This window comes from Kribbella sp. NPDC055110 (genome assembly GCF_053607525.1).
In genome coordinates this window covers 77,626-92,241 of the sequence record NZ_JBSGTS010000023.1, presented here as the reverse complement: position 1 = coordinate 92,241, position 14,616 = coordinate 77,626, and the positions used below count along the sequence as shown (strand labels likewise).

15 protein-coding genes are annotated in these 14,616 nt (G+C 67.4%); 10 read left to right on the top strand and 5 right to left on the bottom strand.

What is annotated here, in order from left to right; translation table 11 throughout:
• Positions 1 to 7: 7 nt before the first annotated feature.
• A complete protein-coding gene (locus ACWF0M_RS29205; RefSeq protein ID WP_452238927.1) occupies positions 8 to 865 on the bottom strand; it encodes a DNA-formamidopyrimidine glycosylase family protein in 858 nt (285 codons plus the stop codon).
• 102 nt (positions 866 to 967) lie between these two features.
• Between ACWF0M_RS29205 and ACWF0M_RS29200 the strand changes: the two genes are divergently transcribed.
• Positions 968 to 1,108, top strand: a complete 141-nt coding sequence (locus ACWF0M_RS29200) for a hypothetical protein (protein ID WP_165546414.1) — start codon at positions 968 to 970, stop codon at positions 1,106 to 1,108.
• On the opposite strand, the gene ACWF0M_RS29195 is transcribed toward ACWF0M_RS29200, so the two are convergent.
• A complete protein-coding gene (locus ACWF0M_RS29195; RefSeq protein ID WP_452238926.1) occupies positions 1,102 to 1,926 on the bottom strand; it encodes a class I SAM-dependent methyltransferase in 825 nt (274 codons plus the stop codon). The two genes, ACWF0M_RS29200 and ACWF0M_RS29195, sit on opposite strands and share 7 nt — an antisense overlap.
• Positions 1,927 to 2,010: 84 nt before the next feature.
• Here ACWF0M_RS29195 and ACWF0M_RS29190 point away from each other — a divergent pair, with 84 nt between their 5' ends.
• Positions 2,011 to 3,183: a DUF418 domain-containing protein gene (locus ACWF0M_RS29190; protein WP_452238925.1), complete on the top strand. Its 1,173-nt coding sequence runs from the start codon at positions 2,011 to 2,013 to the stop codon at positions 3,181 to 3,183.
• Here the strand turns inward: ACWF0M_RS29190 and ACWF0M_RS29185 are convergent.
• On the bottom strand, positions 3,171 to 3,434 hold the full coding sequence (locus ACWF0M_RS29185) for a hypothetical protein (protein ID WP_452238924.1): 264 nt from the start codon (positions 3,432 to 3,434) through the stop codon (positions 3,171 to 3,173). The two genes, ACWF0M_RS29190 and ACWF0M_RS29185, sit on opposite strands and share 13 nt — an antisense overlap.
• 82 nt (positions 3,435 to 3,516) lie before the next feature.
• Between ACWF0M_RS29185 and ACWF0M_RS29180 the strand changes: the two genes are divergently transcribed.
• The 5 genes from ACWF0M_RS29180 (at position 3,517) to ACWF0M_RS29160 (ending at position 8,248) form a co-directional block, all read left to right on the top strand.
• The gene (locus ACWF0M_RS29180; protein WP_452238923.1) at positions 3,517 to 4,470 is read left to right on the top strand and encodes a GlxA family transcriptional regulator; all 954 of its coding nucleotides are present in this window, start codon (positions 3,517 to 3,519) and stop codon (positions 4,468 to 4,470) included.
• An 87-nt stretch (positions 4,471 to 4,557) separates the two neighbouring features.
• On the top strand, positions 4,558 to 5,607 hold the full coding sequence (locus ACWF0M_RS29175; RefSeq protein ID WP_452238922.1) for an acyltransferase family protein: 1,050 nt from the start codon (positions 4,558 to 4,560) through the stop codon (positions 5,605 to 5,607).
• 57 nt (positions 5,608 to 5,664) lie between these two features.
• Positions 5,665 to 6,360 carry a PadR family transcriptional regulator gene (locus ACWF0M_RS29170; RefSeq protein ID WP_452238921.1) on the top strand — a complete coding sequence of 232 codons (696 nt, stop codon included), beginning with the start codon at positions 5,665 to 5,667 and terminating at the stop codon, positions 6,358 to 6,360.
• Between the two features lie 143 nt (positions 6,361 to 6,503).
• Positions 6,504 to 7,484, top strand: coding sequence for an ATP-binding cassette domain-containing protein (locus ACWF0M_RS29165; protein ID WP_452238920.1), 981 nt, complete (start codon positions 6,504 to 6,506; stop codon positions 7,482 to 7,484).
• Complete coding sequence (locus tag ACWF0M_RS29160) at positions 7,481 to 8,248, top strand: ABC transporter permease (RefSeq protein WP_452238919.1); 768 nt, start codon at positions 7,481 to 7,483, stop codon at positions 8,246 to 8,248. Before ACWF0M_RS29165 ends, ACWF0M_RS29160 begins: the two co-directional genes overlap by 4 nt.
• Here the strand turns inward: ACWF0M_RS29160 and ACWF0M_RS29155 are convergent.
• On the bottom strand, positions 8,240 to 9,304 hold the full coding sequence (locus ACWF0M_RS29155) for an adenosine deaminase (protein WP_452238918.1): 1,065 nt from the start codon (positions 9,302 to 9,304) through the stop codon (positions 8,240 to 8,242). The genes ACWF0M_RS29160 and ACWF0M_RS29155 overlap by 9 nt on opposite strands.
• Positions 9,305 to 9,406: 102 nt before the next feature.
• On the opposite strand from ACWF0M_RS29155, the gene ACWF0M_RS29150 reads away from it, so the two are divergent.
• The 3 genes from ACWF0M_RS29150 to ACWF0M_RS29140 are packed head-to-tail and all read left to right on the top strand — an operon-like array spanning position 9,407 to position 14,083.
• Positions 9,407 to 10,462, top strand: coding sequence for a PDDEXK nuclease domain-containing protein (locus ACWF0M_RS29150; RefSeq protein ID WP_452238917.1), 1,056 nt, complete (start codon positions 9,407 to 9,409; stop codon positions 10,460 to 10,462).
• A 50-nt stretch (positions 10,463 to 10,512) separates the two neighbouring features.
• Positions 10,513 to 12,309: an ABC transporter ATP-binding protein gene (locus ACWF0M_RS29145; RefSeq protein WP_452238916.1), complete on the top strand. Its 1,797-nt coding sequence runs from the start codon at positions 10,513 to 10,515 to the stop codon at positions 12,307 to 12,309.
• Positions 12,296 to 14,083 (top strand): ABC transporter ATP-binding protein, encoded by a 1,788-nt coding sequence (locus ACWF0M_RS29140; RefSeq protein ID WP_452238915.1) that lies wholly within the window; start codon positions 12,296 to 12,298, stop codon positions 14,081 to 14,083. The genes ACWF0M_RS29145 and ACWF0M_RS29140 overlap by 14 nt, the downstream gene beginning before the upstream one ends.
• Here ACWF0M_RS29140 and ACWF0M_RS29135 read toward each other — a convergent pair.
• A complete protein-coding gene (locus tag ACWF0M_RS29135) occupies positions 14,080 to 14,547 on the bottom strand; it encodes a nitroreductase family deazaflavin-dependent oxidoreductase (RefSeq protein ID WP_452238914.1) in 468 nt (155 codons plus the stop codon). The two genes, ACWF0M_RS29140 and ACWF0M_RS29135, sit on opposite strands and share 4 nt — an antisense overlap.
• Positions 14,548 to 14,616 lie beyond the last annotated feature (69 nt).

Below are 14,616 nucleotides of genomic sequence, written 5' to 3'. Positions count from 1 at the left end.
CGGGAACCTACTTGAGCAGCTTCGACAACCTTCGATCGGCCAGCGGTTTGCCGCCGGTCTGACAGGTCGCGCAGTACTGCAGGGAGGAGTCCGCGAAGCTCACCTCGCGGACGATGTCGCCGCACACCGGGCACTTCTGGCCCGTACGGCCGTGCACGCGCAGCCCGGACTTCTTCTCCGACTTCAGGTCCTGTACGGCGAGGCCGGCGGAGCGGTCGACCGCGTCCTTGAGGGTTTCGCGCATCGCGTCGTACAGCGTCTTGAGCTCGTCGTCGGACAGGTTCGACGCGGGTTTGAACGGGCTCATCTTCGCGACGTGCAGGATCTCGTCGGAGTACGCGTTGCCGATGCCGGCGATCACGGACTGGCTCCGCAGGACGCCCTTGAGCTGCACCCGGCCCTGGCGTTTCAGGATCTCGCCGAAGTCCTCCAGCGACAGCGTGAACGGGTCGGGCCCGAGCCGCGCGATCCCGGGGACGTCGGCGACGTCGCGCACGACGTACACCGCGAGTTTCTTCTGGGTCCCGGCCTCGGTCAGGTCGAACCCGGAGCCGTCGTCGAGGACGGTCCGGAGCGCGATCGGCCCCTTGCCCGGGCGCACCAGGCCGGTGTTCTGCTCGTCCTTCCACCGCAGCCAGCCCGCCCGCGCCAGGTGGATCACCAGATGCACGCCCTGGGCGGAGATGTCCAGGAACTTCCCGTGCCGCTGCACGTCGTCGATCAGCAACCCCACCATCGCCGAGATCGGCGGGTCGTAGGTCTTCAGCGCACTGATCGCCGTGATGTCGGCCCGCACGAAGGCATGCCCCACCGCCCGCTCCCGCAAAAACACGGCCAGCGACTCAACCTCCGGCAACTCAGGCACCCTCCTAGTGTGCCTGACGCCAGGGACAGTTCCGGTGGATTACCCATGGAGGATGGTTGTGGGGGGCGGTAGTTTCGGGGGCAACGGAATCGGGAGGCCCTGATGGGGTTTGTGAAGACGATGCTCAAGGGTGCTGTGGTGGCGAAGCTGGTGCAGGTCGCGCAGCGCGAGTTGAGCAAGCCGGAGAACCAGCAGAAGATCAAGCAGGCGGTTCAGAAGGTGCAGCAGCGCCGGGCTCACTGAGTGGGCTTGTGCGCCTGCAGGGTGTAGGTGGCGGCCAGGTGGCGCGGACTCGCCGTCAGCCGCCACTCGCCCTCGGCGTCCTCGGTCATCAGACCGGGGAGGGCGTTCCACGGTGCGCTGTCGTGGTCGGTCAATGAGTCAAATACCAGACCGGCCTTCTGGACAGCAGTGATGGTCTCGCCGAGGCCGTGGTTCCACTCGTGCGTGACAGTGGTGGCGAACTCGACCTCGGTCTGCACGTAGGTCCCGCCCTCTTCCCACACGATCGGCTCCGCGGTCTCGAAGTACGGGAACCGCACCTCGGGGACCTCCGGTCCGGCGTCCAGCGCCCACAGCATCGGATGGCCCTCGCGGACGAACAGCCGCCCGCCCGGCTTCAGCAACCCGGCAGCGACCTGCGCCCACCTGTTGATGTCCGGCAGCCAGCACAGCGCCCCGATCCCGGTGTAGACGAAGTCGTACGCCGACGCGCCCAGCACCCGCACCGCGTCGTACGCATCGGCGACGTGGAAGTCCACCGACAACCCGAGCCGCGCCGCCAGCGACCGGCCCTGCTCGATGGCCGGCTCCGAGAAGTCCAGCCCACTCATCCGCGCCCCGAGCCGAGCGAGGGACACCGTGTCGGTGCCGATGTGGCACTGCAGGTGTACGCCGCGCAGCCCATTGACGTCACCGAGCCGCGGCCGGTCGAACCGCACCACTTCACTGAGGTACGACGGGTCGGACAGGAAGTCGTCCACGTGGTAGCTGGGCGACGCCACGTGCGCCGGCACCCGCTCGTCCCAATTGGCCCGGTTCACTTCGCGGTAGTCGCTCACTCGATCGAGGGTAGAGGTAGGTCCACCCTCGAGGAGGATTCAGCGTGACTGTGCACTCAGGGTTGCCCTGATGTGCTGGGGTGTATGAGCCAGGTACTCGATCGAACGCGTATTCAGGACATCGACGCGCTGCGGGGTTTCGCCCTCCTGGGCATCTTGGTCGTGAACATCACCTTCGCCGCCTCCGGCTTCCCGATCCACCTGGCGCAGGATCCGGCGTACGGCTCCTGGCTCGACCACTCGGTGCACTGGGTGTCGTCGACGTTCGTGGACATGAAGTTCTACCTGCTGTTCTCGTTCCTGTTCGGGTACAGCTTCCAGTTGCAACTGGAGGCGGCGCAGCGGGCCGGTACAGCGTTCAGACCGCGCATGCTGCGGCGCCTCGGCGGCCTGTTCGTACTCGGCGCATTGCACGGCGTCTTCCTGATCACCGGCGACATCCTGAGCGTCTACGCGATCATCGGACTCGTCCTGCTCGCCATGCGTCGAGTGAAGGACCGTACGGCGCTCCTGGTCGCCGGAGGCATCTACGCGTACCTCTTCCTAACCCTGGCGGTCGCTGCGCTCTTCGTGGACAGCACCCAGTTCCTCGACCCCACCACGGCAGTAGCAGCCGCACAGCAGACGACTGCGAACCTGGCGGGGTCGTTCAGCGACGTCATCGGCGAGCACCTCCGCGCGCTCCCGACGTACGGCCTGTCGCTGCTGACGGTGCAGGGCCCTACCACCCTGGCCGCGTTCCTGGTCGGCATGGTGGTTGGGCGCCGCCGGCTGCTCAAGAACCTCACAGGGGACGAGGCGGTTCTGCGACTCATCCAGCTGGTCGGCTTCACCGTCGGCATCTCTGGTGGCGCGTACTACGCCTCCGTCGGTGGCAACGGCGACACCGGCGCCGTACTGATCAGCGTGCTCACCGCACCGTTCTTGACGGCCGCGTACGTCGCAACGCTGCTCAGGTTCATGCACTCCGACCGCGGGCAGGACATCCGCCACCTACTGGCGCCCGCCGGCCAGATGGCCTTGTCGAACTACCTGGGGCAGTCAGTGGCCACCATGCTGATCTTCACCGGTGTCGGCTTCGGACTGGTGGGCCAGGTGTCTCCACTGGAGACGGTGGGCCTGGCGGTCGGCATCTTCGTCTTGCAGGTGCTGCTGAGCCATGTCTGGCTCAGCAGCTTCCGCTACGGCCCGGTCGAGGGCGTGCTGCGGGCAGTCACCAACGCGACCGCCCCCAGTTGGCGGCTTCAGGCCGCGTGACGGCCGTGGTGCAGGCGGGCCGTGCGGATGGTGTGCACGGATCCGGTGGTCGAAGCAGGCTTGTGGGTGAAGGGCTTGGCCGCTGCGCCGAGGGCGAGCAGGTCGAGCTTGGTCCGGGCCACGTCACGATCGTCGGCGATCCAGGCGCCCCGCGGTCCGGCAGCCGGGCCGGTCGAGTTGCGCCTGTTGCTGATCTCCAGAGCCGCGATCACGGCCAGCACGATGACTACGAGAACGATGTATCCGGTCATGGCAGTAATAATGCTATGAATCAGATCCTGCCACTAGTGGCACTATTGACATAGTCCGACAAATTACTGCCATACTGGCGGCATGCTGCAGAAGATCGCCGTCGTCCTGATGGAGGACGTCGCCCTGTTCGAGTTCGGCGTACTGGCCGAGGTCTTCGGAATCGACCGCACCGACGACGGTGTGCCGCCGTTCGACTTCAAGGTGTGCTCGACCACGCCGGGCGTGCCGATGGAGACGAGCAGCCACTCCCAGGTGGTCGCGCCGTACGGGCTCGAGGAGCTCGAGGACGCCGACCTGATCGGCATCCCGGCCACCACCTGGCGGCACGCGTACGACGAGCGGATCCTGGACTCGCTCCGGCGGGCCGAGGCGCGTGGCGCGATCCTGCTGACGGTCTGCTCGGGCGCGTTCGTGCTCGGTGCCGCCGGCCTGCTCGAGGGCCGGGCCTGCACCACGCACTGGCGCTACATCGACAAGTTCCACGACCAGTTCCCGGCCGCGAAACTCGACCCGGACGTGCTGTTCGTCGACGACGGCAACATCATCACGAGCGCCGGCACCGCAGCCGGGATCGACGCGGCCCTGCACTTGGTACGCCGTGAACTCGGCAGCGCGGTCGCAACCCGGATCGCCCGCCGGATGGTGGTCCCGCCGCAGCGCGACGGCGGCCAGCGGCAGTACGTCGAGGTACCGGTGCCGGAGTCGTCCGGGGAGAGCCTGCAACTGGTCCTCGACTGGATGGTCGACAACCTGACCATCGAGCACACCGTGCCCGCACTGGCCCGGCGCGCGCAGATGTCGGAGCGCACCTTCGCCCGCCGCTTCGTCGCAGAGACCGGTACGACGCCACTCAAGTGGGTCACCACCCAGCGCGTCCTGCGCGCCCGCACGCTGCTGGAGCAGACCCGGATGGGCATCGAGCAGATCGCCACCGAATCAGGATTCGGGACGGCCGCGCTGCTCCGGCACCACTTCCGCAGGGTGGTGGGCGTGCCACCACAGGATTACCGCCGCACCTTCCAGACCGCGATGTGAGGAAGGCATCACCCAGCGGATTTGCATCGCTACCCCTCGCTCTGGCTAAGGTCACGAGGGGGTAACAGCGATGTAGATGGAGTGGTTGTGACGAAGCCGGACCGCCGGCTGAGCTGGGACGTGGTGCGTGTCCTGGCGGTACTGGCAGTGATGTTCACGCACACGACGTACATGGGTCCGTTCCTGCACCCTGAGCTCGGCGCACCGCTCGGGCCGTACCCGTTCCAGGTCGGCGCGAGCATCCTGCTGGTGATCAGCGCGTACCTCGTCTGCGTGACGGTCCGGAAGGGCTCGACGTACCGGTGGTTGTGGCGGCGCGTGTGCCGCGTGCTCCCGCCGTACCTGATCGCTGTCGTGTTCACCTACCTGGTGGTGGTGCGGTTCGGGCCCAGCAACTGGGTCCTGCCGACACAGCGCGACCTGTGGAGCAACCTGACGCTGGCCGCCTCGTTCGACCCGAGCGTCCAGCTCATTGACGGCTCGTACTGGACGCTCCCGCTCCAGCTGATGGCGTTCGGCGCCGCAGCACTGCTCTGGCCGCGCGGCCTCGGGCAGCGGATCACCACGCTGCTCTGGATCATGATCATCGCGCCGGTCGTGCTGCAGTGGAACGACCGCATCGGCCACAGCCCGTTCTGGGTGCAGCAGGCGTGGAACGGTCTCGGACTGCATCGCCTGCAGCTGTTCGCGATCGGCATCGCGATCTGGCTCTGGGCGCAGCGACGAATCGGCGTGGGGCATCTCGCCGCTCTGCTCGTGGCGACCGTCTTCGCGCAGCACGCACACACCTCGGACCTGCCGTCGTCGCTGGGCATCGGGGTGCTGCTGGTGTTCGTCGCGCTCGCCGCGCGCGGTCCGGACTGGACGGTGCTCGCCCGCTTCCGGCGGCCGATCCAGTTCCTCGCGCGCATCTCGTTCGGGCTGTACCTGCTCAACCAGGTGGTCGGGTACCTGATCGCGTACCGCCTGATGGAGCTCGGCGCAGGTCGGCTCACCCAGATCGCGGGTGCGGTGATCGGCGTGATCGCGCTCGCCTGGCTGCTCACGAAGTACGTCGAGGAGCCGGCGTACCGCGCTCTCGCCAACCTCCGGGTCCGCGGCCTCGGGGCCCGCGCGTTCGCCTGGCTGACTACTTGACATCGGATACTCACGACCCAATACTCGATTTCGAGTAATCGAGATCGAGGAGGGCGCATGGCGCGGCGCAAGGTGGCCAATCCGCTGGCGTTCGCGGTGCTCGGGAGTCTGACCGAGCGGCCGATGCACCCGTACGAGATCTCGACGATGCTCCGGGCCCGTGGCAAGGACCAGAGCATCAAGGTGAACTACGGCTCGCTCTACTCGATCGTCGCGGCGCTGGAGAAGCACGGCTTCATCGAGGCGCTGGAGACGGTCCGGGAGGGCAACCGGCCGGAGCGGACCGTCTACCGCATCACCGAGACCGGGTCCGCGGAGTTCGGCGACTGGCTGAGCGAGCTCGTCGGTACGCCGGCGCGCGAGTTCCATCCACTGGAGGCCGGTCTCGCCTACCTGCCTGGTCTGCCACCGGACCGCGCCGTCGAGCTGCTCGAGCAGCGGCTCAAGGCAGTCGACACGGAGATCACGGAGATCAGCGCGGCGCACGACCACATGGCGTCGGTGGGGTTCCCGCGGATCTTCTGGGTCGAGTCGGAGTTCCGGCTCGCGCTGCTGCAGGCGGAGTCGGCGTACGTTCACCGGCTCGCGGAGGAGATCCGCACGGACACGCTCAGCGGCTCCGAGTTCTGGCGTCAGGCGTGGAAGCTCTACCTGGAGGAGGGCATCAGTCCGGCCGAGCAACTGAAGGATCCCGTGAAGTACTTCGGGCAGGAGTTCGCCTGGATGCAGGCGATACCGCCGGAAGCCCAGTAAAGAAACGGCCCTCGACCCAAGGTGCGGCAACACCAGGGTCGAGGACCGCAGACCTCGAGTCGGTCCGAAGACCTGGCACCCAAGGGCACAACCATCAGGATAGCCAGCATGGACCGGCTCCCAATCCCTTAGGGAGTCATGTGATGGCTACGCATGCCGTCGAAGCGGTCGATCTGGTCAAGACGTATCCGGCCGGCCGCAAGAACCCACCGCTGCGCGCGCTCGACGGCCTGACCGTCAGCGTCGGAGAGGGCGTCGTACTCGGCCTGCTCGGGCCGAACGGCGCGGGCAAATCCACCACCGTCAAGATCCTCACCACCTTGTCCCGGGCCGACTCCGGCCGCGCCCTGGTCGCCGGGTACGACGTGAATCGTGCACCGGATCAGGTACGTCGCTCGATCGGCTATGTACCGCAGAAGTCCAGCTCCGACCCGATGGCTACCGGTCTCGAGAACCTCGTGCTGAGCGGACGCATCTTCGGTCTGTCCCGCCAGGAGTCGTTGCAGCGTGCTGGTGAGCTGCTGGAAAGGTTCGGGCTGGCCGAGCACGGCGGTCGTCCGGTGAAGACGTACTCCGGGGGCATGCAGCGCAAGCTGGATGTCGCGCTCGGCCTGGTCCACCGGCCGAAGGTGCTGTTCCTTGACGAACCCACGACCGGGCTCGACCCCGAGGCCCGCGCCGACCTGTGGAACGAAGTAGTGCGACTGTCCGGCCAAGAGGGTCTGACCGTGGTGCTGACCACGCATTACCTGGAAGAGGCCGACCGGCTGGCCGGGCAGCTCGCGATCGTCGACCACGGCCGGATCGTTGCCGAAGGCACACCTGAGGCTCTTAAGGCCTCGTTGCGTGGCGACTCGGTACATGTCGAGCTCGTCGATCCGGACACCGACGGTACGGTCCGCTCGCTGCTCGGGCAATTGCCCGGTATCGGCGAGATCGTTGTCGAAGGCAACACTCTGCGCGCACGGGTCGATCGCGGCGCAACCGCCGTACCGGCTGTGCTGGGAGCCCTTGAGGACAAGGCGATTCCGGTGGTTGCGGTCACCGTGTCGCGGCCGTCGCTGGACGACGTGTACCTGCAGCACACCGGTCGTTCGTTCCGTGTTGCGGAGGAGGCGGCATGATCGCGCACACGGGTCTGATCTTCGGGCGGTGGATGCGGGCGTCGTACCGGCAGCCGGCGTTGATCGCGTTCACGTTGGTGCAGCCGGCGATCTGGCTGCTGTTGTTCGGGCAGCTGTTCCAGGGCGTCGTACGGATCCCGGGGTTCGGCGACTCGTCGTACATCGCGTTCCTGACGCCCGGGATCGTGATGATGACGGCACTGATGACGAGCGGCTGGAGCGGTACGTCGTTCGTGCAGGACATGGAACGCGGCGTGATGGACCGGATGCTCGCGTCACCGGTCAGCCGCGGCGGGCTGATGGCGGGACAGTTGCTCAGCAACGCGACGACCACGTTGATCCAGACGATCCTCGTGTTCGCGATCGGGATCGCCGCGGGCGCACGGTACGACGGCGGAATCCTCGGCTACCTGGTCACGGTCGTCGCGTCGATGCTCGTCGGTACGGCGTTCGGGTCGCTCTCGAACGCGGTCGCGCTGCTCACACGGCAGCAGGAGGCGTTGATCGGGATCTCGCAGTTCGTGTCGCTGCCGTTGACGTTCATGTCGTCGATCATGATCGACCCGTCGGTCGCACCCCACTGGGTGAACGTCGCGGCCCGCTACAACCCGGTCGACTGGGCCACGATCGCCGCCCGCCAAGCCCTCGCCGCCGACCCGGACTGGTCATCGGTGTGGCGACACTGCGCCTACCTACTGGCGTTCACCCTGATCGTCGGCTGGCTCTCCACCCGAGCCTTCCGCACCTACCAGCGCTCAGTGTGAGGAGTACCAGGGCTTGATGACGCCGTCGATCAGCGCGAGGCGTTCGTCGAAGGGGATGAAGGCGGACTTCATCGCGTTGATCGCGAACCAGCGCAGGTCGGGGAGGCCGTAGCCGAAGGCCTCCGAGAGCAGGGCGAGCTCGCGGCTCATCGACGTACCGCTCATCAACCGGTTGTCGGTGTTGACGGTGACCCGGAAGCGGAGCTTGGCGAGCAGGCCGATCGGGTGGTTCGCGATCGAGTCGGCGGCGCCGGTCTGCAGGTTGGAGCTCGGGCACATCTCCAGCGGGATCCGGCGGTCCCGGACGTACGCCGCGAGCCGCCCGAGCTCGGCCTTCTCGCCTGCGTCGTCGTACGTGATGTCGTCGATGATCCGTACGCCGTGACCGAGCCGGTCCGCGCCGCACCACTGGATCGCCTGCCAGATCGACGGCAGCCCGAACGCCTCGCCGGCGTGGATCGTGAAGTGCGCGTTCTCGCGTTGCAGGTACTCGAACGCGTCCAGGTGCCGGGTGGGTGGGTAGCCCGCCTCGGCACCGGCGATGTCGAACCCGACGACGCCCGCGTCCCGGTACGCGACCGCCAGCTCGGCGATCTCCATCGAACGCGCCTTGTGCCGCATCGCGGTCAGCAACTGCCGCGCCACGATCGGCCGCTCGGCAACCGCCATCCCGTGCTCGAACCCTTCCCGGACCGCATCGACGACCTGCTCGAGCGTGAGGCCCTTGTTCAGGTGCTGCTCCGGCGCGTAGCGGACCTCGGCGTACACCACCCCGTCCGCCGCGAGATCCTGCACACACTCACTCGCCACCCGCTTGATCGCCTCGGCCGTCTGCATCACCGCGACCGTGTGATCAAAGGTCTCCAGATACCGCTCCAGCGACCCCGAATCCGCCGACTCCACGAACCAGGTCCCCAGCTCGGCCGCATCGGTCCGCGGCAGCACATGCCCGACCTCCCCCGCCAGCTCGACCACCGTCCCAGGCCGCAACCCGCCATCCAGATGGTCGTGCAACAAGACCTTCGGCGCCGCCGTCATCTGCTCCGGACTGATCATGCCGCCATCTTCCCAGCCACCCCCCAAATCCGCCCCCATCTGCCCCGGGATGCCCCGGAAAGGCCTTCGTGTCGCGCGCGCCGCGTCAACAAACCTGACTACATGAACGACAAGCCGCGCTTCGAGAGCGCCCCAGTCCGATCCTCCCTTCCCGACTGGTACCCCGACCTGCTCGACCGCATCTCTACCCACGTCGCCACCGGCCACCGGCGTGCTGTCACTGCCGCGAACCGGGAGATGCTCGCGAGTTACTGGTCGATCGGTCAGGAGATCCTGAACCGCCAGCACGAGGAGGGGTGGGGCAGCAAGGTCATCGACCGGCTCTCCACCGACCTCAAATCCCGCTTCCCCGGCGCGACCGGATACTCACCCCGCAACCTCAAGTACATGCGAGCCTTCGCCGCCGCTTGGCCTGATCCGGCATTTGTGCAACGCACCGTTGCACAAATGCCCTGGCGTCATCACGTGGCGTTGCTCGAGAAGCTGGACGATGCCGAGCTTCGGCTCTGGTACGCCGCGGCCGCGGTCGAGCGTGGGTGGAGCCGGGACGTGCTCGCGTTGCACATCGACGGCCGGTTCCACGAGCGTGCCGGAAAGGCGGTGACGAACTTCGCCGCCGCGATGCCACCGGAGCGGTCCGATCTTGCTCAGCAGGCGACGCGCGATCCGTACCTGTTCGACTTCCTCGGTACGACCGACGGCTGGCACGAGCGTGAACTGGAACAGCAACTGGTCGAGCACGTCGGGAAGTTCCTGCTCGAACTCGGCCAGGGATTCGCGTTCGTCGGGCAGCAGGTCCGACTCGAGTTGGACGGCGAAGACTTCTTCTGCGATCTGCTCTTCTACCATCTCCAGCTGCGCTGCTACGTGGTCGTCGAGCTGAAGGCGGTGAAGTTCAACGCGGCGTTCCTTGGGCAGCTCGGCCTCTACATGGCGGTGGTCGACGACGTACTCGCGAAGGACGGCGACAAGCCAACCATCGGCCTCTTGCTCTGCCGGAACAAGAAGCAGGTCGTCGCGGAGTACGCGCTGAAGGGGTTCAAGGCGCCGATCGGGGTGGCGGAGTGGACGGACGCGATCAACAGTTCACTCCCTGAGGAGTTCCGGTCCGCGCTACCGAGCGTCGCTGAACTGGAGGCTGAACTCACCGAGGACTGATCCGGCAAACGTTCAAGACTTGTGTCGGTGCGGGGTGCCATCGTGAGGGGATGGTGGAGCGACTGGGTGAGCGGGCTGAGTGGCGGTTCTTCGGGGTGTTGCCCCGGGCGGATCGGGGGCTGGCTGCCGCCTGGTGGGTGCTTCTGGTGGCGCGTGGCGCGTTGCCGGCGGTGTTTGCGATTGCGATGGGATGGCTGGTCGGGGCGGTGCAGCGTGGAGGGTCGCTGGCGGCGCCGTTGGGTTTGATGGGTACGACGTTTGTGCTGCTGCAGGTGCTGACTCCGGTACATCAGGCCGTCAGCGCCAACCTGGGGAGTCGCGTGTCGGCGTACCTGAATGACGCGCTCGCGAAGGCTTGTGTCGGGCCGCCGGGGATCGGGCATCTCGAGGATCCGAAGCTGAGTGAGGATCTGACGGTGGCGCGGGAGTTCGACCACGGCCAGACCGGGCCGCCGATGTACCTGAACGTCGACTTCGTCGCGGGGAGTCTGGTCGAGCTGGTCGGCGGGATCGCGTCGGCGGTGGTGCTGTTCGGATTCACCTGGTGGGCGCCGCTGGTGCTCGTCGCCGCCTGGTCCGCGACGCATTGGCTGCTCCGGGAGAGTGGCGTGTGGAAGGACCGGAACACGGCCGAGGTCCGGTCTGCGCAGCGGCATGCGCACTACGCGTACGAGTTGGCGGTCGAGCCGGACGCGGCGAAGGAGCTACGCCTGTTCGGCCTCGCCGACTGGACGGTACGGCGCTTTACGGACCGACGCCGACGCCTGTTCGAGCTGCAAAACGCCGCCACGCGCCTGCGGGAACGCCCGATGATCTGGAGTCTGCTGATCGTGGTGGTCGCCAACGGTCTCGTGTTCTGGGCGCTCGGGTCCGCGGCGATCGATGGACGGCTGCCGCTCGACCGGCTGGTGGTGTTCGCACAGGTCGCGATCGGGGTCGGCATGATCGCGTTCGGCGGGCTGAACTGGGCGTTGGACGGAGCAGCCGCCCCGGTCGCCGCCGTACAGCGATTGGAGCCTGCGATGGCACCGGCCGGCGCGTTGAGCGTCGGGCACGGTTCGGCCGGCCGGGGTGCTGTCGCGATCGAGCTTCGAGGGCTGAGATTCAGTTATCCACAGGCTGATCGCCAGGTGTTCGACGGGTTGGATCTGACGATCCCGGCCGGGTCGTCGCTCGCGGTCGTCGGTCAGAACGGCGCGGGCAAGACGACGCTGGCCAAGTTGCTGTGCCGGCTGTACGACCCCTCGTCGGGCACGATCCGAGTAGACGGCAACAACCTGCGGGAGCTCGATGTCGACGCCTGGCGGACGCGGGTCGCGGCCGTCTTCCAGGACTTCCTCAAGCTCGAGCTGTCGTTGCGGGACAACGTCGCACCGGCCGGTGCGCCCGAGGCGGACATCCGCGCCGCACTGGTGGACGCAGGCGCCGACGACCTGGCGGATCTCGATACGCGGTTGGCGACGGGGTACGGCGACGGCACCGATCTCTCGGGGGGACAGTGGCAACGCGTCGCGCTGGCGCGGGCACTGTGCGCGGTCCGGCAGGGCGCGGGCCTCGTACTGCTCGATGAACCGACCGCCCAGCTGGATGTCCGCGGTGAGGCGGCGATCTTCGACCGGATCCTGACCGCGACCCGCGACGTCACCACGATCCTCATCTCGCACCGGTTCTCCACGGTCCGGCACGCGGATCGGATCTGCGTCCTGGAGCACGGCCGGGTCGTCGAGCTCGGCAGTCACGACGAACTGATGGCGCTGGGCGGGCGGTACCGGACGATGTTCGATCTGCAGGCGCAGCGCTTCACGGCCGAGGTCGACGAGGAGGGGCTCAGCTATGACACGCTCTGACGACCTACCGCGCGCGCTGCCGGCGATGTGGCGCCTGTGCAAGCTCGGGTACCAGCATGAGCCCTGGCTGCTCGTCGCCGCGTTCCTGATGACGCTGCTGGCCGCGGTGCCCGACGCGTTGCTCGCGCTGTGGCTCAAGATCCTCGCCGACGGCGTATTGGACGGCGATCGGCGGACCGCCCTGCTAGCGGCAGGCGGCTTGGCGCTGTCGGTGACGGCGACCTGGTTCCTGCGGACGTTGTCGACGCGGATCTCACGCCGGTTCCGGGATCGCGTGACGATCATGCTGGAGGCGCATGTCGCCCGCCTGCAGGCGTCGGTCGCCACGATCGACCACCACGAACGCCGCGACTACCTGGACCGGCTGTCCGTACTGCGCAAACAGGTCTTCGTGCTCGACCACATGTACATGTCGCTGTTCTCCACCTGCGGCTGGATCCTGCGGCTCGGAGTCACGGTCGCCCTGCTCATGTCGATCCATCCGGCTCTCGCGCTCCTGCTGGTCTTCGCACTGCCAACAGTCCTGAGTTCCAGCTGGCGACCTGGCGTCGAGCGGGAGGTGGAGGAGCAACAGGCCCCGCACAGCCGGCTGGCCGATCACCTGTTCACGACCGCGACCACTCCCGCTCCGGGCAAGGAGGTTCGGGTCATCGGCATCGGACCTGACCTCGTCGCGGGGCGGCGCCGCGAGTGGGAGCAGTGGTACGGACCGATCGCCGCCGCCCGCTGGACCAGCGCGGTGTGGCATGCGATCGCGTGGGCGATCTTCGGCGCGGCGTACGTCGGCGCGGTGCTGTTCGTCGCCTCGGGGCTGCACGGTTCGGTCGGTGACGTGTTACTCATCTTGGCGGCCGGTGCGCGGCTGTCGTCGTACATCGGAGCGACGGTCGGCGAGATCGGGTTCCTGCGCGGGATCTGGCTGGACGGGTCGCGGCGGCTGGTCTGGCTGGAGAACTACGCGGCCTCGTTCGCCAGCACCGCGGATCTACGTGCGCCCGAACGGCTCGTCGACGGCATCCGCCTGGAGAAGGTCTCCTTCTCGTACGCCGGAGCGTCGCGTCCCGCGCTGGAGGACGTCGACCTCTCGCTGCCGGCCGGCAAGGTGATCGCGGTGGTCGGTGAGAACGGTGCGGGCAAGTCCACGTTGGTGAAGCTGATCTGCAAGCTGTACGAACCGAGTAGCGGGCGGGTGCTGCTGGACGATCGGCCGTTGGACCGGATTCCGGCCGAGGCGTGGCGCTCGAAGATCGCGGGTGCGTTCCAGGACTTCTTCCGGTTCGAGTTCCGCGCGGCGCACAGCGTCGGACTCGGCGACCTGCCGCGACTGGACGACGTACCGGCTGTCACCACCGCTGTCGGACGGGCTGGTGCGGAGGATGTACTGGAGCGGCTCGAGTCGGGTTTGGACACCCAGCTCGGGTCGACCTGGCCGGACGGTGCGGAGATCAGCTTCGGGCAGTGGCAGAAGCTCGCGCTGGCCCGCGGGTTCATGCGGGACCGGCCGCTGCTGCTGGTGCTCGACGAGCCGACCGCCGCCTTGGACGCCGAGACCGAGCACGCACTCTTCGAGCGGTACGCCGCCGCCGCGAGGGACAGTTCTGACGGACGGATCACGATCCTGGTCTCACATCGGTTCTCGACGGTGCGGATGGCCGACCTGATCGTCGTACTGGACGGCGCTCACGTCGTCGAGACCGGGACGCACGAGGAGCTGATGGCACTCGACGGTCACTACGCGGACCTGTACCGGATCCAGGCGGCCGCCTACCACTAGTTGATCTTGAAGACTGGTACGCCGGGGGCGATGTGGTGGAGGACCTCGTCGGGGGAGTTCTTCGAAACGTCGCCGCCGAAGAACGCGCCGACCTCCCAGGCCCACTTCTTCAGGTACAGCCGGAGCGCGGGGAGCTTGTCGGCGTCGGCGAGCTCCTCGGCATGGAACGTCTCGACCTTGCCGCCGAGCTGCAGCCGGCCCTCGCCGCTCGCCCGGAGGTTCTTCACCCACTGCGTGTGGCCGCGCGGCGCGACCAGGTAGCGCTGACCGTCGATCACCAGCAGGTTCACCGGCGTACTGCGCCATTCGCCGGACTTGCGGCCCTGGACCGAGAGCACCCGGCTGCCCATCAGGCTGAGACCGAGCTTCGTGAGCCGCGCGACGATCTTGTTGAAGACCCGCATGCTGCCCTCGTTGGCGGTGATCACGCGCTTGCTGTCGTAGGTCTGCTGGTACTCGGTCACGGTGCGTCCCTCACTGTTCTGCGAGAGCGGTGCTCTCTGTTGTGATCAGTGAACATCAGATCGCCGCTC